Origin of the sequence: Oleiharenicola sp. Vm1 (assembly GCF_047777955.1) — a bacterium.
GTDB lineage: Bacteria > Verrucomicrobiota > Verrucomicrobiia > Opitutales > Opitutaceae > Didemnitutus.
This window is the reverse complement of record NZ_CP180537.1, coordinates 3,380,695-3,398,845: the sequence shown is the minus strand read 5'-3', so window position 1 is coordinate 3,398,845 and position 18,151 is coordinate 3,380,695. Positions and strand designations below refer to the sequence as shown.

The following is an 18,151-nucleotide window of genomic DNA, read 5'->3' as shown; positions in this document are numbered from 1 at the left end:
GGATTGTCTAAAAAATTCTCGTTGACGGCGAAACGCAGCGACTCTTACCTCGGCCTCTCTCACGCGGGCGTAGCTCAGTTGGTAGAGCACCACCTTGCCAAGGTGGACGTCGAGAGTTCGAGTCTCTTCGCCCGCTCCACTTTCAAAAACCGCTGGTTTCCAGCGGTTTTTTTATTATCCCTCGGAGCGTGAACGCTTCCGAGTTCTTCGCCCTTCCGCCGTCGCTGGCGCGTTTTGCCCCGTTCTTCCCGGCCGATGTGCCGCCGTGGGAATGGCTGAAGAAGATCGGCCTCGCGCTGGCCTCGGTCGAATACGGCCACCACGCGCTGGCGATCCCGCCGGGCGTCCATCTCGAGGGCAAGGTCTGGCTCGACCGCTCGGTCCGGCTGCCGCCCTATGCCACGATCATCGGCCCGGCCTGGATCGGCGCGGGCACGGAGATCCGCCCCGGGGCCTTCATCCGCGGCAACGTCATCGCGGGCGAGGGCTGCGTGCTGGGCAATGCGAGCGAGTTCAAGAACTGCCTGCTGCTCGATGGCGTGCAGGCGCCGCACTACAACTACGTCGGCGATTCCATCCTCGGCAACAAGGCCCACCTCGGCGCGGGTGTCATCTGCTCGAATCTCCGCCTCGACCAGGGCGAAGTCGTGGTCCGCCTGCCGGCGGGGCCCGTCGGCACCGGCCTGCGCAAGTTCGGCGCCGTGCTCGGCGACAAGGCCGAGGTCGGCTGCAACGCCGTGCTCAACCCCGGCTCGCTGCTCGGCCCGCGCGCGCTGGTGATGCCCTGCACGCCCTTCAGCGGCTACCTGCCCGCGGCCACGATCGCCCGTTCCCGCACCGCGATCACCACGCTTCCGCGCCGCGACTGAGCGGAGCGGGCGGCGGTTTCGGCCCGGCCGGGCCGGTGCTGGACAGATTTCGCGCTTTTCAGCGCCGGCGGAATCGGTCGAGATGCTCAACCCGTCTTTCATCCCTCATCCCTCGACTATCGGTCATGCCTCGCGTTCTCACCGGCATCACGCCCTCCGGCACCCTGCACATCGGCAATTATTTCGGCGCCATGCGGCCCGCCATCGAACTGCAGGCGGGGGGCGACGCGTTCTACTTCATCGCGGACTACCACTCCATGACCGCGCTGACCGACGCCGGCCAGCGCCGGGCCTTCACCCACGGCATCGCCCTCGACTGGCTGGCCTGCGGCCTCGATCCGCAGAAGGCCGTGTTCTGGCGCCAGAGTGACATCCCCGAGGTCTGCGAACTCACCTGGCTGATCGGCTCGCTCACCCCCATGGGCCTGCTCGAGCGCGCGCACAGCTACAAGGACAAGACCGCGAAGGGCATCGAGGCCAACTTCGGCCTCTTCGCCTATCCGGTGCTCATGGCCGCCGACATCCTCCTGTTCGACACGAACGTCGTCCCCGTCGGCAAGGACCAGAAGCAGCACCTCGAGATGACGCGCGACATCGCCATCAAGTTCAACCTGGCCTACGGCGAGACCTTCGTCATCCCCGAGGAGCGCATCAGCGAGAGCGTCGCCGTCATCCCCGGCCTCGACGGCCAGAAGATGTCCAAGAGCTACGGCAACACGATCGAGATCTTCGGCGACGAAAAGGTGCTGCGGAAAAAGATCATGGGCATCGTCATGGACTCGCGCACGCCGCAGGAGCCCAAGCCCGACGCCGACAAGAACCTCGCCATCCAGCTGCTCAAGCTCTTCGCCCCCGCCGACGTCGCAACCGACTTCGAGCACCGCCTCCGCGCCGGCGGACTCGGTTACGGCGACCTCAAGAAGGCACTCTTCGCGCACTACTGGGACTACTTCGCGCCCTACCGCGCCAAGCGCGCCGAACTCGCGGCGAATCCCGACTACGTCGAGCAGGTCCTCCGCGACGGCGCCGCCCGCGCCCGCGCCGTGGCCGAGCAGACCCTCGCCCGCGCCCGCAAGAACTGCGGGCTGCGGTGAACGCGAGTTTTCGCGGCCGTTGATCGCAGCGTCGGTTGCGTGACACTGGGGCCGCCGCCGGGGCGGTGCGACCGCCGCACGTCCCCGGCCTCACTCCGCTCTCGGATCCATCACGCGCCCGAGAAACAGGCAGGCGCCGGAGTCCACGTGTTGAATCGCGAACAGGAAAGGTCGATCGGCGCGCACTTCCACCGGAGGCGGCTCGGGGTGGAGCGAGACGGACGTGCCCGCCAGCATCACGACGGCGGTCGCCGCAGTGGCTTCCGTGCCGTGCTCGTCGAGCGAGAGCCAGGTCCGGTGGAAAACCTCTCCGATGTAGAAATAGGTGTCGGGCGTGCGCGGCGCCATGCCGTCGAAGTTCGCGCTGCCGCGCGGGCGGTCGAAGGCGTTTTTCAGGCCCAGAGATTTCAGTGCGCGCGCGAGCGACAGGGTGGGAGGGGCGAGCTTGAAGGACGGGAGATGCAGCGCGACTTTCGTGGCGTGGAGACGTGTCCAGGACGCGAGGTTCTCCGCCGTGAGCGTGCGTTCGACCGCGGCGAGTCCGTCGGTGGCATCGGGCACCACGAGCACAAACTGAAGCCGGCCGGTCTGGTAGGGCACGGTGACGACGGAGTAGCCGTCGCGTTTTTCGTAACCGAGGGAGCGGGTCGCGCGCATCGTGGCCACGTCGGCGCGCGTGCCGCCCGGCAGATGAAAGGGTTCGGACTGCGTCGCCCCGGCGTAGAATTCGTTCTCCCAGGCCGCCTTGAGGTAGAGGGCATTCACCAGCACGCCGCGGGCGTCCGGCGACGGCTGGCCGGCGGGCAGCAGGTCGCGGATGCGGTCCTGGGTCTTTTGCGCGACCCAGGCGTTGATGTGCTCGCGCGCCGCCGCGGAGTTTCTCCGGAAATCCAGTTGCTCCGGTGCGGCGTCAAAGCGTTCCCGCAGCCGGGAGATGAAGGCGTCGCGTAGGGCGTAGCCGTCTTGCACGAAGAGCCGGTTGGCCACATTGAGCTGCATCGGCGTCTCGTCGCCGCCGTCCCGGCGCAGCGACTCGACGCGCTGCTGCGACAGGCGGACGACGTCGGTGAGCTGGCGCGCGAGCGCCTCGAACGATCCGCTCGTCAGGCCGGGATCGGCGGGGAAATGGAGCACGCGTTGCATTTCCGCGTGCGTCTCGCCCTCCGCGCCGCAATAGGTCATCGCGAGCGCAGTGCTGATCGAGTAGGGGGAAAGCAGCACGCCGGATGGGCCGGCCTCCGGCAATTGCGCGCGGTAGAGTTCGAGCCCGAGACGGTTTATCGAGTCGGCGGCAATTGTGGGCATGGGCTTGGCCGGAGCCAGCGGGGCGGCCCAGAGGCTGAGGGCGCCGAGGACGGGGACGAGGTAGCGGGGCATGTCCTCACTACGTGACAGGGCGCCGTTTATTAGCCACGCCATTCTGCCAAGCCACTTGCGGAGGCGGCGCGCTTGGCCAAGCTCGGGGCATGCCCCAACCCCACTCGGACATCGGCCGGTCGCGGCAGCGTGAGATCTACCTTGCCGGCGTCGGCGGCAAGCGGCCGCGGGTGCCGGTGGCGCCGGCCGAACTGGAGCGCGCCGCGCAGGCCGCGCTGGCGCCGGAGGCGTTCGCCTACGTGGCGGGCGGAGCCGGACGGGAGGGGACGATGGAGGCCAACCGCGCCGCGCTCGACCGCTGGCGGATCGTGCCGCGCCGGCTGCGCGACTGCGAGTCGCGCGACCTGTCGGTCGAGCTGTTCGGCCGGAGGCTGCCCGCGCCGCTCCTGCTCGCGCCGATCGGCGTGGCGGAGATGGCGCATCCGGACGCCGACCTCGCGGTCGCGCGCGCGGCGGCGGCGCTGGGCGTGCCGCACATCTTCTCGAACCAGGCCTCGGTGCCGATGGAGCGCTGCGCCGCGGCGATGGGCGCTGCGCCGCGCTGGTTCCAGCTCTACTGGAGCAAGTCGAACGACGTCGTGGCCTCGTTCGTGCGGCGCGCGGAGGCGTGCGGCTGCGACGCGATCGTCCTCACGCTCGACACGACGATGCTCGGCTGGCGGCCGCGCGACCTCGGGCTGGGTTACCTGCCGTTCCTGCAGGGCAAGGGCATCGCGCAGTATACGAGCGATCCGGTGTTCATGCGCGAGGTGAGGGAAGGGCGGTTGGGGGCAACCGTCCCTAGCCGCGCGGCAGAAGCAAGGCCGCCGCTCACTCTCCCGACGATCGCCACGGCGCTGACGCAGAAGGCGAATTTCCCGGGCGGACTTCTGAGAAACCTCGCGTCGGGCGAACCGCGCGCGGCGGTGGCGCGCTTCGTGGCGACCTACTCGCGCGCGAACCTCACGTGGGACGACCTGAAGTTCCTCCGCCAGCACACCCGGCTCCCGATCGTGCTCAAGGGCATCCTGCACGCCGAGGACGCGCGGCTGGCGGTCGCGCACGGCGCCGACGGCATCGTCGTTTCCAATCACGGCGGACGGCAGATCGACGGCGAGATCGCGTCGCTCGACGCGTTGCCCGGCGTCGTCGAGGCGGTCGGCGGGAAAATCCCCGTGCTCTTCGACAGCGGCGTGCGCGGCGGCGCCGACGTGTTCAAGGCGCTGGCGCTCGGCGCGACGGCGGTCTGCCTCGGACGGCCCTACGTCTATGGCCTGGCCGTGGCGGGCGAGGCGGGCGTGCGCGAGGTGGTCGCGAACGTGCTGGCCGAGTTCGACCTGACGCTGGGCCTCGCGGGTTGCCGAAGCGTCGGGGAGATCCGGCGCGACTGCGTGGCGTAGCGCCGGCGCGGCCTCAGATCACCGCGTAGCGCGGACGCGGCAGGGCGGCGATGCGGGCGAAGATGCGCTCGCTCGCGATCTGGTAGCGCTCCTTGCCGGCGGCGGGCTCGTCGTATTCGGCGGCGGTGATCGGCGGGCCGAAGACGACGTCGACGGGCGTGCCGAAGCGCGGGAACACCGCGCCTTTGCCGAAGGCCTCGTAGGAGCCGTAGATGCGCACCGGCACGACCGGCGCGCCGGTCTTGCACGCCATCAGGCCGACGCCGGCCTTGGGCTTCTGCAGGTGGCCGTCGAGCGAGCGCGTGCCCTCGGGAAAGAGCACGACGGCGCGGTCGGCGTGGAGCGCCTGCAGGACCTTGCGGATCGCACCGACGTCGCCGCTGTCGCGGTCGACCGGGATGCATTCCACCTGGTCGAGCCACCAGCTGAAAGCCTTGCCGCTCCACAGCGTCTTGCGGGCGAAGAAGCGCATCTGGCGCGGCACCTGGCAGCCGACGAACGGCGGGTCGAGGTGGCTGGCGTGGTTGCCGGCGATGAGAAACGGCCCGCGCGCGGGGATGTGGCCGGTGCCGACGACCTCGCCGCGGAACCACATCGCGTGCCACTGCGCCATCCAGTAGTGGAAGAACGCGTAGAACGGCGTCATCGCGAGGTGGTCGGTCGTGTGCATCGGCGGGAAGGGTCAGGCGCCGAGCTTGGCGGCGATGTCGGCGGCGAGGCGGTCGACCACCTGCTCGAGCGTGAGGAAGGTGCTGTCGATCGCGATGGCGCCCTGCGCGCTCTGGTTGAGCCGCACGCTGTCGATCGTGTCGCGCTGGCCGATGACGTCCTGGCGGCCCTCGGCGGCGCGGCGCTTGGCGCGCTCGGCGGGGTCGGCGAAGAGGAAGAATCGGCAGTCCGCCGCGGGGAAGATCTTCGAGCCGATGTCGCGCCCCTCCATCACGAGGCCGCGGAAACCGTGCTGCCGCGCGACGTCGGCCTGGCCGCGCTGGTAGCCGATGAGGACTTCGCGCACCTCCGGCACGGCGGCGTAGTGGGCGACGTGCTCGTTGACCGCGGCGCTGCGGATCTCGTCGCCGGCGGGCTGGCCGCCGATGAGCATGCGGGCCGAGCGGCCCTCGAGGCGGGTGTCGAACTTCAGCTCCGGCAGCACCGCGCGCAGGGCCGGCAGGTCGGTGTGGGGCACGCCGCGGCGGAGCAGCTCGCTCGTGAGGTGGCGGTAGAACGAGCCGGTGTCGACGTGCAGCAGGTTGAACCGCTCCGCCAGGATGCGGGACGAGCTGGATTTGCCGGAGGCGGCGCCGCCGTCGATGGCGACAATGATGAAAGGCGAGGAGCCCATGCGCGCTTCAATGTGAGCCAGCGTGCAGGCGGGCCAGCAAGTCAAAGAATTCCGGGAAGGTCTTGGTGCAGCACGCCGGGTCCTTGATCGTCAGCCAGGGCCGGCCGTCGCCGCGGAGGTCGTGGCAGCCGAGGATGCCGAAGCTCATGGCGAAGCGGTGGTCGTGATAGGTCTCGATCGTCACGTCCGGCACCAGCGGACGCGGGTGGATCTCGAGGGAGTCCTCCTGCTCGATCACGTGCTGGCCGAGCTTGCGCAGCTCGCGGGCCATGCCGGCGACGCGGTCGGTCTCCTGCTTGCGCGTGTGCGCGATGCCGGAGATGAACGTCGGCCCGTCGAGCAGCGGCGCGAGCGCGGCGAGGGTGAGGAAGGTGTCGGAGAACTCGCGGAAGCTGCGGCGGACGGCGCGGTGGCGCGCGCCGCGCGGCGCGGTGCAGGCGAACACGCCGTCGCGGGTCGCGGTCTGCAGGCCGACCTCGGCGAGGACGTCGCGGAACTGGAAGTCGCCCTGGAGCGTGCCGTGGTAGTTGGGCAGGGCGAGCTCGCCGCCGGTGACGAGCGGCAGGGCGAGGAAGTAGCTGGCGGCCGACGCGTCGCCCTCGATGTCGTAGCCGGCGGGGGCGGGCGAGAACTGCTTAACCATCGCCTCGGTCATGACGACGAACGGCTTCGATCCGGCCTCGCTCGTCAGGCGCACCTGCAGCGGCGTGCGGGCGTGCGGCGCGACCATCAGGAGGGCGGAGAGCATCTGGCTGCTCTCGGAGGCGTCGAGCGCGACCGGGCCGCCGGGCAGCCCGGCCGTGCGCAGCGTGAAGGGAAGCTGCGTGCGTCGGCCTGCGCGCCTTGCATCGCCAGCGCATCGAGCAGCGCGCCGATCGGGCGGCGCCGCATGGCCGCGTCGCCGTCGAAGTGATAGACGCCGTCGGGACGCAGGCAGACGAAGGCGGTGAGGAAGCGCGCCGCCGTGCCGGCGTTGCCCACGTCGATGCGGGCCTCGCGGTGCGGGATCACGCCGCCGCGGCCGGTGATCGTGATCGTCAGCGCGGTCTCGTCGAAGTCCACCGCGAAGCCGAGGGCGCGGAGCGCGGCGATCATGATGCGCGTGTCGCGGCTGAAGAGCGCGCCGCGCAGGGTGACGGTGCGGTCGGACAGCGCGGCGAGGATGAGCGCGCGGTTGGTGATGCTCTTCGAGCCGGGCAGGGCGACGCGGCCGCGCACCGGGCGGGTGAAGGGCGGGATCGGAAGTTCGGGCGGGTAGTGCGGCATCGGAGGCGGGGGAGGACCGGGGGCGCGATTCGTCGCGCGCCGGCGCGCTCCCGCAGGGCAGCTACGCTTGGGGCGGCGGGCGGAACTGGTCGCGGTAGGCGCGGCCGCGCTCGAGGATGGCCTGGACCTCGAACCAGTCGCGGTTGGCGAGGGCGCGCTCCATGCCGTGCAGCTCGTCCTGATAGGCGCGCAGGGCGCGGAGGACCTCGTCGCGGTTCTGCTCGAGGATGGTTTTCCAGAGCTTCGGGTCGCTGGCGGCGATGCGCGTGGTGTCGCGCAGGCCGCCGCCGGAGAAGTTGCGCCAGCCGTGTTCGCGGCGGGCGAGGGCGGCGCAGAGCGTCGAGGCCAGCACCTGCGGCAGGTGGCTGATGTGGGCCACGATCTCGTCGTGGACGTCGGGCGCGACGGTCGCGACCTCGGCCTCGAGGGCGTGCCAGAAGGCGGCGACGCGTTCCGCGGCGGCGGGCGCGGTGTCCTCGCGCGGGGTGACGAAGACGACGCGGTGCGCGAACAGGTCGGGCCGGGCGTGCTCCCAGCCGGTCTTTTCCGAGCCGGCCATCGGGTGGGAGCCGACGAAGGTGGCGCGACCCGCGAGGGCGGCGGTGGCGTGGCGGCAGATCTCGGCCTTCACGCTGCCGACGTCGGTGACGATGGCGTGCGGCGCCAGCGCGGGCGCGATTTCCTGGGCGAGCGGCACGATGCGGTCGACCGGCGCGCAGATCACCACGAGGTCGGCGTCGCGCGCGGCGGCCGCGGGCGTGTCACCGACGGCGTCGCACCACGGCTGCGCGCGGAGCTGGAGGCGCGCCTCGGGCTTGCGGGCCCAGAGCGTGACGTGGCTGGCGGCGCCGAAATGCTTCGCCGCCTGCGCGACGGAACCGCCGAGCAGGCCGGGCGCGAGGATGGCGAGCCGCGGGTGCATCCGGCGCACGTAACCGGTTCGCGGCGCGGTTGTCCAGCGCGCGGGCGGCAATCGCGTTGCCATGACGCGAAAAGCGCGCGATGCTGCGAAGGTGCGCTTCGAGCAGGAAGCCGAGTGCGGGACGAATCCCGTGACACGGAGGCGGCGCCGGCGTGCGGCGGCCATCGTGATCGTTGTGCTGGCGTTGGCGGCGGCGGGCGGGTGGTTCGGGTCGGCCCGGCGCGCGGCCGCGCGGGCGAAGGCGGAGCGCGCGGCCGCGGCCGTCGTGGCGGAGCGCCGGCTGGACGAGGCGCGGGCGGCGGCGGACGAGGCGGCGCTTTTGCCGGAGGAGGCGATCCGGCGGCTGGAGGATCTGGCGGCCGCGCAGCGACGGCTGGCGGAGCTGCGTCCGGCGCGGACGGCGGCGCTGTTCGAGGACCTGCGCCGCACGGAGGCGCGCCTGGCGGAAGCCCGCGGGTGGCAGCTGGGGCGGCGCAGCGAGGCGGCGGAGGAGACGGCGCGGAGCAGGCAGGGCGAGGGCGACGTCGCGGGGGCGGCGGCGCAACTGCGCGTAGCGCTGCGGCTGCAACGCGAGGCCAACGCCGGCGGCGCGGCGGCCGGCCGGAGCCTCGACCGGGAATTGCGGCTGCAGCGCGAGCTGGCCGAACTGGCGGCCGAGCCGGTGCAGGCGGCGGTGGCGACGAAGACCGCGGCGGCGCGGGCGGCGTTGGCGGCGGCGCGGTGGGAGGAGGCGCGCCGGCTGTTCCGCGAGGCGCGGGAGCTGCAGGAGCGGCTGAACCGCGAGTTTTCGCACACCAGCCGGGCGGATCCGTCGGCGATGGCGCGGCTCGACGCGGAGATCGCGGCGCTGACGGCGGACGGGCTGACCGGGCAGGTGAACGGGCACGTGCAGCGGGCGCGCCAGCTGCGCGCGGCGGAGCGGACGGACGAGGCGGTGCAGGAACTCGTGGCCGCCGCCGCCGCGCAGCAGCAGCTCAACGAGCGCTTCGCCGGCAGCCCTTTCGCCTCGCTCGAGCGGCCGGAGGAAATCGAGGCAGAGCGGCAGTCGCTGCTGGCCGACGAGCCGGAGCGAGTGGCGGCGGCGCGGCGCGACGAGGCCCGGCGCTTCCTCCGGCACCGGCAGGTTTTCCAGGCCCAGCAGAGCGTGCGGGCCGGCATGGCGGCGGTGGAGGAGCTGCGCACGCGTTTCCCGAAGGCCCGTCCGCACGACGCCGAGCTGCGCACCGCGCTGGCCTTTCTCCAGCTGCGGGCGGGCGACCTCGCAGCGCTGCAGGATCGCGTCTATGACCAGCTGGCTCCCTCGGCGTCGGGTCGGGCGCGATGCTCCGGGCCGGCGTGCGGCAGGCGGAATTCGCCCAGGTGATGAGCACGAATCCGAGCCGGAACCCGGGCGGAGAGCGGCCGGTGGATTCGCCGACCTACGCGGAGGCGGAGGAATTTTGCCGGCGGCTCGGCTGGGTGCTCGGCTGGCGCGTGCGGCTGCCGAGCGAGCAGGAGTTGCGCACGGCGCTGGCGGCAGGGCCGGATTTCGAGGACCTGGACGGCGGGCTGACCGAGTGGATCGCGAGCGCCGGCGGAGCCCAGAATCCCGAGGCGGCGGTGTGGACGGAGGGCGGGAAGGTCATCCGCGCCCCCGCCACGAGCGGATGCGGACGCGGGGATTCCGCGTGGTGGTCGAGGTGGACCTGACGCGGCTGGGCGAGGACTGATTCGGCGGCCCGTTTGCGCTGGGATGGGCGCCGCGCGCCGGCGGACGGTCCGCGCGCGGCCGCCGGTCACTTCCCGCCGGCCAGCTTCATGAGCCGCGCGAATTCCGCGGGCTGCACCGGTTGCACGGAGAGACGGCTGATGCGGACGAGGGCGATGTCCTTCAACGCGGCGTCGGCCTTGACCTGCGCAAGTGTCACCGCGGCCGGCAGCGGCTTGACCGGCGCGAGCTCGACGGCGACCCAGCCCTCGTCGGGCGAGTCGGCGGTGGGGTCGGGGAACGCGGCGCGCTTCACCTTCGCCAGGCCGACGATGCTCTTGGCGTCGCCGCTGTGATAGAAGAGCACCTCGTCGCCGGCGCGCATGGCCTTGAGATGATTGCGCGCGGCGTAGTTGCGGACGCCGGTCCAGGCGGTGGCGCCGTCGCGGACGAAGTCGTCCCACGAGTAGTCCTCGGGTTCCTGTTTCACGAGCCAGTATTGCGTTGTCATGCGTGGGGGAGCGGGGTTTCTTGCCGCCATGGAGGAGCAAGATCCCGAGTTGATGCGGAAAGCGCAGCGAGCGCAATGGATCCTTTACGGGGTGATGCTCCTCTTCCTGGTGTTGCCGTTCCTGGTGCTGTGGTGGCTGCGGCGCGGGGGGCATTGACGCATGAAGAAAACGCTTTTTGTCATCCGCCTCTGCTTCCTCGTCCTCTGTGTGCTCGGCTCGTGGCTGCTGTGCTACACGATCCCGGAGTGGGACCGCTATCGCGGCGTGGCGGTGGCGGTGGGGACGCTGATCGGCATCCTTGTCGTGCTGGTGGACGTGCTGCTCAAGGGCTTCTCGTTGCGCGGGCTGTCGGCCATCACCTTCGGCCTGGCCATCGGGGCACTGGTGGCGTGGCTGCTCGGCACCTCGCCGCTGCTGAAGCGGGCGGACGAGCAGATGATCTACCTGAGCCAGCTCGCGCTGTTCCTGATCTGCAGCTACCTCGGCGCCGTGATCGCGTTGCGCGGGAAGGACGAGTTCAACCTCGTGATCCCCTACGTGCGCTTCGTGCCGCACGACGTCGACGTGCCGCTGGTGGTGGTCGATACGAGCGCGCTGATCGACGGCCGCATCGCGCGCATCTGCGAGACGCAGTTCCTCGGCGCGGCGCTGGTGATCCCCTCCTTCGTGCTCAGCGAGCTGCAGGCGGTGGCGGATTCGTCCGACCCGGTGAAGCAGGCGCGCGGCCGCCGCGGGCTCGAGGTGCTCAACGAGCTGCGCCGGATCAAGCATCTCGACATCCGCATCCACCAGAGCGAGGTGACGCGCCGCCAGGATCTGGAGGCGAAGCTCGTCTTCCTCGCGCAGTCGATGCGCGCGAAGCTCCTCACGACCGACTACAATCTCGCCAAGATGGCGCAGTTCCACGGCGTGGCCTGGCTGAACCTGCACGCGCTCGACAAGGCGCTGCGCCCCGAAATCGTCATCGGCGAGAGCATCGAGGTGGAGTTGAGCAAGCCCGGCAAGGACGAGGGCCAGGCAGTCGGCTATCTCAGCGACGGCGCGATGGTGGTGGTGAACAACGGCCGCGCCTACCTCGGCAAGCGTGTCACCGCCGAGATCACCGGCGTGCTGCCGACCAGCGGCGGCAAGATGATCTTCGCCAACCTGCTCGGCGAGGCCGAGGCCGGTTGAGGCCGCGGCGGCTTACGCGTCCAGCCACGCGGCGAGGTCGGCGGCGGTGAAGACCTCGCGGTAGTGCTGGCATTCGGGATCGAGCAGCGAGGCGTAGCTCGTCTCGGCGAAGCGCTGGCAGTGCAGCAGCACCTTGGCGTGGTGGCCGGGGCCGCGCACGAGGCGGCCGAGGGCCTGGTTCACCTTCTGCAGGCCGGGAATCTGGTAGACGCGGCGGAAGGCGGCGTCGCGGCCGAGCGCGCTGAAGGCGTCGAGGCGGGCGCGCTGCACGGCGTTCACCTCGGGCAGCGCGGGGCCGACGACCATGGCGTGCGACACGCGGCCGCCGAGCAGGTCGATGCTCTCGGCGAAGCTGCTGCCGAGCACGAGGAACAGCGCGTCGGCCAGCGCCAGCGTCTCCTCGACCCACGCGGCCTGCGCGGCGAGGTCGGGGAGCTTCGGCTGGAGCGACGCGCGCAGCGGCGAGCCGATCTGGTCGAGCGCGCGCAGGACGCTTTCGGCGTAGGCGTAGGACGGGAAAAAGACGGCGACGGCGCGCCCCGAGGCGGCGTGGAGCCGCTCGATCGTCTCCGCGGTGGTGCCGTAGCTCGCGGCGCGCCCGCGGAGGGTGGTGGAGACGCGGAGGTCCACCGCGACGTCGTAGGCGCCGTGGCGCCACGGCGCCGGTGCGCGGAGCGTGGCGTGGTTTGTCACGCCGCAGGAGGCGGCGAAGGAATCGAACGGCGCCAGGGTGGCCGACATCAGCAGCGTCCCGCCGAAGGCCGCGAGCGATTCGCCGATGGCCTCGGTGGCGTCGACGCAGGTGAACTCCAGCTCGCCCGCGCGGCGCGACCAGAGCAGGCGGCGCAGCCGCGGATCGTGCAGGAAGTCGTGGAGCTTGGCGAACTGCCAGAGCGTCTCGCTGTGGTGCGGGCCGAGGGCGGCGTAGTCGAGGGGCAGCGTGGTGACGAGCTCGGCGAGCCGGTCGAGGGCGTCGCGCGCATCGGCCTCGAGCGCGCCGTCGAGCACCTCGCAGGGCGGGACGCTGGCGAGCGTGCGCGCCCAGGTCTCGACGGCGAGGACGAGCGGCGTCGGCGCGCGCTGGTGGTCGAGCTCGGCGAGGAGCGCGCGCACGTCGCCGTCGTGGGCCGTGTGCGAGTAGGCGGCGGCGACGCGCGAGGGCAGGTTGTGCGCCTCGTCGACGATCAGCAGCGTGCGCGCGGGATCGAAGCCGGGCTGGTCGAAGAACAGCCCGCGGTTGTCGGGGGCGAAGACGTAGTTGTAGTCGCCGATCCAGACGTCGTTGAACGCGAGCGCGGTGCGCGTGATCTCGTAGGGACAGAGGTGCGCCTCGCGGCCGGCGGCGCGGAGGGTGTCGAGGTCGCGGGCCTGCGCCGGGTCGCGGTAGAAGCGGGCGAGCCCGCTCGCGGGCCAGCGCTCCTCGGCGCCGGCGAGGAAGCCGCAGCTGTCGCGCACGCAGTGAAACTCGACGTTGATGCAGTGCTCGCCCTTGTTGCGCACCTGCCAGAACGCGAGGTCGCCCGGGGCGGCGGTCATGCGGCGGAGCGTCTCGACCACCTGCAGCTGGCCGGTGGATTTGCCTGTCAGCCAGACCAGCCGGTCGTAGCGGGCGGACCGGAGCTCCCCGAGCGCGAACTCGAGCGCGCAGCCGGTCTTGCCGTAGCCGGTCGGCGCCTCGAGCAGGACGACGGGCGCGCGGCCGAACGCGGCGGCGAGATCGGCGTGGATGGTTTCCTGGCCCGGGCGGAGCGAGGGAAAGGGCGACTGGAACGCGAGGCGGTGGCGCCGCGCGGCGGCGCGGCGCTGCAGCTCGAGGAACTCGACGACGGCGTCGAGCTGGTGCGTGACCAGCGCCTCGTCGAACGCGGTGAGCGCGAGCGTCTGGGCGAGACCGGAGCCGGCCTCGACGAAGACGAGCTCCGCCCGCACCTCGCGCGCGCCCTGGAGGCGGCGGAGGACGACGTAGGTCGCGAGCTGGAGAAAATACGGGCTGTAGTCGGCGCGCAGCACGGGCTCGTCCGCGGGCAGCGGGCGCGTGACGGTCTTGATCTCGCGCAAGGTCGAGCCGACCAGCTGGTCGATGCGGCCCGCCAGCGCGAGCGTCCAGCCGCGGTGGACGAGGCGGCCCTCGATCGGGATCTCGAAGGCGACATCGGGGCGGAGCGAGCCGTCCACCGTGTGCTCGCGCTCGGTCTGGGCGCGGAGCTCGTTGTGCCAGTGCTGGCCGAGCTGGGCGCGCCAGACGCCGGCGGAGCCGCCGCCGCCCTCGCGCGGACCGAGGGCGAAGTCGGAAAACTCCCCCACGCTCAGGCTGGCGGTCTGGGTGGCGAGGGAGAATTGCATGGCACGCGAAAGGGGCTCATGGCTTCGCGTGCCGGCGGGCGGATGACAAGAAGCGATTGCCGGATCAGGCGGTGGGCGCCGGTTCGGGCGCGGTCGGGGTCGGCGCGGCGGCCGCGGCGTTCTCCGGACCGGGCGGCGGCATCAGGCTGTAGAGCACGGGCGTGACGATGCGCGAGAGCAGGAGCGAGCTGAGGAGTCCGCCGATGATGACGATGGCCAGCGGCGAGTAGAGCCCGGCGCGCTGGACGGCGAGCGGCACGAGCGCGCCCAGCGCGGTGAGCGTGGTGAGCACGACGGGCAGGAAGCGCACCTCGCCGGCCTGCTCGATCGCCTCCCGCAGCGGCACGCCGCGGGCGCGGAGCTGGTTGGTGAAGTCGACGAGCAGGATCGAGTTCTTGATCTCGATGCCGATGAGCGCGACGAAGCCGACGGTGGCGGTGAACGAGAGCGAGTAGCCCGTGAGCCAGAGCGCGACGATGCCGCCAATGACCCCGAGCGGGATGATCGAGGCGACGATGAAGGTGCCGCGGAAGCTGCGGAACTCGAGCACGAGGATCGCGAGGATGCCGAAGACCGCGACGACGATCGCCGAGCCGAGGCCGCCGAAGCTCTCCTTGCGGCTGGCGACCTCGCCGCCGAACTCGTGGCGGTAGCCGGCGGGCCATTTCGTCCGGGCCAGCTCGGCGGCGACGCGCTGCGTGGTCTTGTCGACGTTGTGGCCGTCCTGCACGTAGGCGGTGACGATGACGCAGCGCTCGCGCAGGTAGCGCAGGATGACGGCGGGGGCGGAGTCGAATTCCAGCGTGGCGACCTGCGCCAGCGGCACGAAGGCGCCGCTGCCGGTCTGCACCTGGATCTTCTGCCAGCGCGCGAGGTCGGCGTGCTCGCCGCGCGGGAGGGCGAGCTGGATGTTGTATTCGTCGCCGTCAGCCTCGCGGAAGCGCGCGACGTTCAAGCCCGCGAGGGCGAGGCGCACGGCGCGGTCGATCTCGGCGTCGGGCACACCGAGGAGCGCGGCGGCGGGGCGGTCGATGCGCACGCGCAGGTCGGTGCGGCGGGTGCGGACGGGATTGGAGACGTTCTCCGTGCCCGGCGTGCGGCGGAGGACAGTCTCGACCTCGGCGGCGAGGCGGGCGAGCTGGTCGAGGTCGTCGCCGAAGATGCGCACGGCGATGTGGGCCTCGATCGGCGGGCCCTGTTCGAATTCGCGCACGAGGATCTCGGCGCCGGCGAGGCCGGCGAGTTTCTGCCGCAGGCGGGCGAGGATGACCGGCGTGCGCGTGTCGCTGGCGAACTCCGGCTTCACCTGCGCGTAGATCTCGCCGACGTTCGGCTTCTGGTTCGCGGGATTGACGTTGTAGTAGATGAAGGGGTTGCCGTGACCGACGTTGGTGAACCACCAGTCGATCTCGGGCGTGGCGCGGAGGGCGTCCTCGACCTGGCGTGCGATGCGGTCGGTGGCGGCGAGGCCGGCGCCCTCCGGCGCCTCCAGCTTGATGAGGAACTGCGGCGTTCCGGACTTGGGGAAGAGGCTGAAGCCGATCACGGGCACCAGCGCGAGCGAGGCGGCGAAGAGCGCGGCGGCGCCGAGCAGCGTGGTGCGGCGGTGCTGCATCGCCCAGTGGAGCACCGGGCGGTAGGTGACGTGGATCACGTGCTTGAGGCCGCGCAGCAGCGCGTTGCCCTCGGCCTCCTCGTGGCCGGTGAGGAAGCGGCTGGCGAGGAACGGCACGATCGTGAGCGCGACGATGAGCGAGGCGAGCACGGTGACCTCCACCGCCAGCGGCAGCGTGCGGATGAACAGGCCCGGGCCGCCGGGCAGGAGGAGCAGCGGCAGGAAGGCGAAGAGCAGCGTGGCGGTGGTGCCGAGCACGGCGACGGCGATCTGGTTGGTCGCCTGGATTGCGGCCTCCGGCGGGGCGTAGCCGGCGCGGCGGAAGCGCGCGATGTTTTCCACCACGACGATCGAGTCGTCGACCAGCAGGCCGAGGGCGATGACGAAGCCGACGATCGAGAGCTGGTTGAGCGAGTGGCCGAACCAGTGCAGCGCCGCCACGCCCATGGCGAGCGAGAGCGGGATCGAGATCATCACCAGCATGGCGGCGCGGAAACCCAGCGGCGCGATGGTGAGGGCGACGAGTCCGATGGCGAGGAGCAGGTCGGTGCGCAGCCGGCCGAGGCGGCGCTCGATGTTCTGCGCCTGCTCGAAGCCGACCTCGAGGCGCACGTCGGCCGGCAGCGCGGCGCGGAACTCCGCGAGGCGCGGGCGCAGCGCGGCGGTGACGTCGAAGGTGTTCTGGCCCTGCTGCGCCTGCACGGTCACGAAGACGGCGCGTTCGCCCTTGAAGCGTCCGATGTGCTCCTGGTCCTCATAGTCCCAGCGGATGTCGGCGACGTCGCGCAGGCGCACGACGGCGGTGCCGCTGCCGACGACCGGCGTGTCGCCGATCTCGTCGAGCGAGGCGAAGCTGCCGCTGGTCTTCACCGTGAAGCGCCGGCCGCCGGTCTCGACGGAGCCGCCGGGGATGTTCACGTTCGCGGCCTCGATCGCCGCGGTGAGGCGCGAGAGCGGGAGCTGCAGGCGCGCGACCTTGTCGAGGTCGAGGGTGACGCGGACCTGCTTGTCGGGATAGGCCCACTTCTCGGCCTTGCCCACGCCCGGCGCGAGCTCGAGGCGCTTGCGGAGCGTCTCGGCGAGATCCTGGAGGCGCGCGTAGCTCGCGTCGGGCGACACGAGCGCGACCTGCAGGATGGCGACGTGGTTGGTCTGCTCCTTCTTCACCTCGAAGCTGGTGATGCCCGCCGGCAGCGCCGGCCGGACCTGGTTCACCTGCCGCAGCAGGTCGTCGTATTTGCGGTCGATATCGACGCCGTATTTGAACTCCACCTCGATGACCACGACGCTGTCGCGCACGGTCGACTGGAGCTTGGTCAGGTCGTCGAGCTCCTTGATCGCGTCCTCGAGCGGGCGGGCGACGAGGCGCTCGAGGTCGACCGGGTTGGCGCCGGGGCTGACGACCACGAGGTGGTAGCCGGGAAACGACAGCTGCGGGTCCTCCGTGCGCGGGATCGACTGGAACGACAGCCAGCCGATCGCGACCAGCATCACGAAGAAGATGATGGTGAACTGGAAATTTTTGACCGCGAACTCGGTGAGCTTCATGGCGGCGCGGGGTCAGCGGCTGGCGGCGGGCAGGGCGACGGTGCGGCCGTCGGAGAGGAATTCCGCGCCGGTGGTCACGACGCGGGCGCCGGCCGGCAGCGCGGTGCGCAGGTAGGCGCGGTCGTCGTGGATCGCCTCGATCTCGACCTCCTGGCGGCGCACGCTTCGGCCGTCGGTGGCGAGCAGGAAGACGTGTGCCTGGCGGGCGCGGCCCTCGACCAGGGCCGAGAGCGGCACGGCGGCGCGCGCGGGCACGGGTTGCGGCAAGATCCGGGCGTCGACGATGAAGCCGCTGCGCACCCCGGCGGGCATGGCGCCGTCGACGGCCAGTTCGACCTCGACCGTGCGCGTGGCGGGGTCGGCGCCCTCGGCGATCTGCGCGAGGGAGGCGGAGAGGGCGAGGCCGTCGGGGCCCTGCAGCGTGGCGCGGTCGCCGACGTGGAGGCGCAGCACGTCGCGCTCGGTGACGCCGGCCCGGGCGATCCAGCCACCGTCGTCGGCCGCGAACGCCAGGATCGGGCGGCCGGGGCCGGCGAGTTCCTCGGGCTCGGCGAGGCGGCGCAGGATGCGGCCGTCGGCCGGCGCGACGATGACGGAGTGCGCGCGGTTGAACTCGGCGGCGCGGAGCGCGGCCGCGGCGACGTCGAGCGCGCTGCGGGCATCCTGGAGATTCTCGAGCGTGGCGACGCGGTCGGCGTGCAGCGCCTCGATGCGGGCGTGGTCGCGGCGGGCCTTTTCCACGGCGGTGCGCGCCTGGGCGACCTGGGCGTCGATCTCGTCGAGCCGGAGCGTGGCGAGCGTCTGGCCGCGCGTGACGCGATCGCCGGCGCGGACGGACACCGCCGCGATGACGCCGCCGGTCTTGAAGGAAAGCGTGGACTCGACCCGGCGGCCGAGCACGCCGGTGACGTCGACCGGGACGGCCGCGGTGGTGAGGACGACCGGGACGACCTCGACGACGAGGGCGCGGGCTCGCCGGACGCGGCGGGGGCGGGGCGTCCGCAACCGGCGAGAGCGAGCAGGC

15 protein-coding genes, 1 tRNA gene and 1 pseudogene are annotated in these 18,151 nt (G+C 71.7%); 8 read left to right on the top strand and 9 right to left on the bottom strand.

The genetic code is table 11. The features are described from left to right. The first annotated feature begins 63 nt into the window (after positions 1 to 63). From ACMYLB_RS16365 to trpS, 3 genes are all read left to right on the top strand, one after another. Positions 64 to 139 (top strand) — tRNA-Gly (locus ACMYLB_RS16365). 49 nt (positions 140 to 188) lie between these two features. Continuing rightward, positions 189 to 869 carry a UDP-N-acetylglucosamine diphosphorylase gene (locus ACMYLB_RS16360; protein WP_415908026.1) on the top strand — a complete coding sequence of 227 codons (681 nt, stop codon included), beginning with the start codon at positions 189 to 191 and terminating at the stop codon, positions 867 to 869. Between the two features lie 125 nt (positions 870 to 994). Further along, a complete protein-coding gene (gene trpS, locus ACMYLB_RS16355) occupies positions 995 to 1,963 on the top strand; it encodes a tryptophan--tRNA ligase (RefSeq protein ID WP_415908025.1) in 969 nt (322 codons plus the stop codon). 90 nt (positions 1,964 to 2,053) lie between these two features. Here trpS and ACMYLB_RS16350 read toward each other — a convergent pair whose 3' ends face one another. After that, positions 2,054 to 3,340, bottom strand: coding sequence for a serpin family protein (locus tag ACMYLB_RS16350; RefSeq protein WP_415908024.1), 1,287 nt, complete (start codon positions 3,338 to 3,340; stop codon positions 2,054 to 2,056). 89 nt (positions 3,341 to 3,429) lie between these two features. Here ACMYLB_RS16350 and ACMYLB_RS16345 point away from each other — a divergent pair, with 89 nt between their 5' ends. Then, positions 3,430 to 4,719, top strand: a complete 1,290-nt coding sequence (locus tag ACMYLB_RS16345; RefSeq protein ID WP_415908023.1) for a lactate 2-monooxygenase — start codon at positions 3,430 to 3,432, stop codon at positions 4,717 to 4,719. 13 nt (positions 4,720 to 4,732) lie between these two features. Here ACMYLB_RS16345 and ACMYLB_RS16340 read toward each other — a convergent pair whose 3' ends face one another. From ACMYLB_RS16340 to ACMYLB_RS16325, 4 genes and pseudogenes are all read right to left on the bottom strand, one after another. Next, positions 4,733 to 5,389, bottom strand: a complete 657-nt coding sequence (locus ACMYLB_RS16340) for a lysophospholipid acyltransferase family protein (protein WP_415908022.1) — start codon at positions 5,387 to 5,389, stop codon at positions 4,733 to 4,735. Positions 5,390 to 5,401: 12 nt separating this feature from the next. Then, positions 5,402 to 6,061, bottom strand: coding sequence for a (d)CMP kinase (locus tag ACMYLB_RS16335; RefSeq protein ID WP_415908021.1), 660 nt, complete (start codon positions 6,059 to 6,061; stop codon positions 5,402 to 5,404). Between the two features lie 7 nt (positions 6,062 to 6,068). Continuing rightward, positions 6,069 to 7,327: pseudogene (aroA, locus tag ACMYLB_RS16330) on the bottom strand (3-phosphoshikimate 1-carboxyvinyltransferase). Positions 7,328 to 7,388: 61 nt separating this feature from the next. After that, positions 7,389 to 8,249, bottom strand: coding sequence for a prephenate dehydrogenase (locus ACMYLB_RS16325; protein ID WP_415908020.1), 861 nt, complete (start codon positions 8,247 to 8,249; stop codon positions 7,389 to 7,391). Between the two features lie 61 nt (positions 8,250 to 8,310). Between ACMYLB_RS16325 and ACMYLB_RS16320 the strand changes: the two genes are divergently transcribed. Both ACMYLB_RS16320 and ACMYLB_RS16315 read left to right on the top strand, forming a co-directional pair. Next, on the top strand, positions 8,311 to 9,612 hold the full coding sequence (locus ACMYLB_RS16320; RefSeq protein WP_415908019.1) for a hypothetical protein: 1,302 nt from the start codon (positions 8,311 to 8,313) through the stop codon (positions 9,610 to 9,612). Next, the gene (locus tag ACMYLB_RS16315) at positions 9,612 to 9,938 is read left to right on the top strand and encodes a hypothetical protein (protein WP_415908018.1); all 327 of its coding nucleotides are present in this window, start codon (positions 9,612 to 9,614) and stop codon (positions 9,936 to 9,938) included. The genes ACMYLB_RS16320 and ACMYLB_RS16315 overlap by 1 nt, the downstream gene beginning before the upstream one ends. A gap of 86 nt (positions 9,939 to 10,024) precedes the next feature. On the opposite strand, the gene ACMYLB_RS16310 is transcribed toward ACMYLB_RS16315, so the two are convergent. Further along, the gene (locus ACMYLB_RS16310; protein ID WP_415908017.1) at positions 10,025 to 10,447 is read right to left on the bottom strand and encodes an EVE domain-containing protein; all 423 of its coding nucleotides are present in this window, start codon (positions 10,445 to 10,447) and stop codon (positions 10,025 to 10,027) included. 28 nt (positions 10,448 to 10,475) lie between these two features. Here ACMYLB_RS16310 and ACMYLB_RS16305 point away from each other — a divergent pair, with 28 nt between their 5' ends. Then, a complete protein-coding gene (locus tag ACMYLB_RS16305) occupies positions 10,476 to 10,604 on the top strand; it encodes a hypothetical protein (protein WP_415908016.1) in 129 nt (42 codons plus the stop codon). Between the two features lie 3 nt (positions 10,605 to 10,607). Continuing rightward, the gene (locus ACMYLB_RS16300; RefSeq protein WP_415908015.1) at positions 10,608 to 11,621 is read left to right on the top strand and encodes a PIN/TRAM domain-containing protein; all 1,014 of its coding nucleotides are present in this window, start codon (positions 10,608 to 10,610) and stop codon (positions 11,619 to 11,621) included. A 12-nt stretch (positions 11,622 to 11,633) separates the two neighbouring features. Here ACMYLB_RS16300 and ACMYLB_RS16295 read toward each other — a convergent pair whose 3' ends face one another. The 3 genes from ACMYLB_RS16295 to ACMYLB_RS16285 form a co-directional block, all read right to left on the bottom strand. Then, positions 11,634 to 13,964 carry an ATP-dependent DNA helicase gene (locus ACMYLB_RS16295; RefSeq protein WP_415908014.1) on the bottom strand — a complete coding sequence of 777 codons (2,331 nt, stop codon included), beginning with the start codon at positions 13,962 to 13,964 and terminating at the stop codon, positions 11,634 to 11,636. A gap of 64 nt (positions 13,965 to 14,028) precedes the next feature. Further along, positions 14,029 to 17,127 (bottom strand): efflux RND transporter permease subunit, encoded by a 3,099-nt coding sequence (locus tag ACMYLB_RS16290; RefSeq protein ID WP_415908013.1) that lies wholly within the window; start codon positions 17,125 to 17,127, stop codon positions 14,029 to 14,031. A gap of 12 nt (positions 17,128 to 17,139) precedes the next feature. Next, positions 17,140 to 18,132 (bottom strand): efflux RND transporter periplasmic adaptor subunit, encoded by a 993-nt coding sequence (locus ACMYLB_RS16285; protein WP_415908012.1) that lies wholly within the window; start codon positions 18,130 to 18,132, stop codon positions 17,140 to 17,142. Positions 18,133 to 18,151 lie beyond the last annotated feature (19 nt).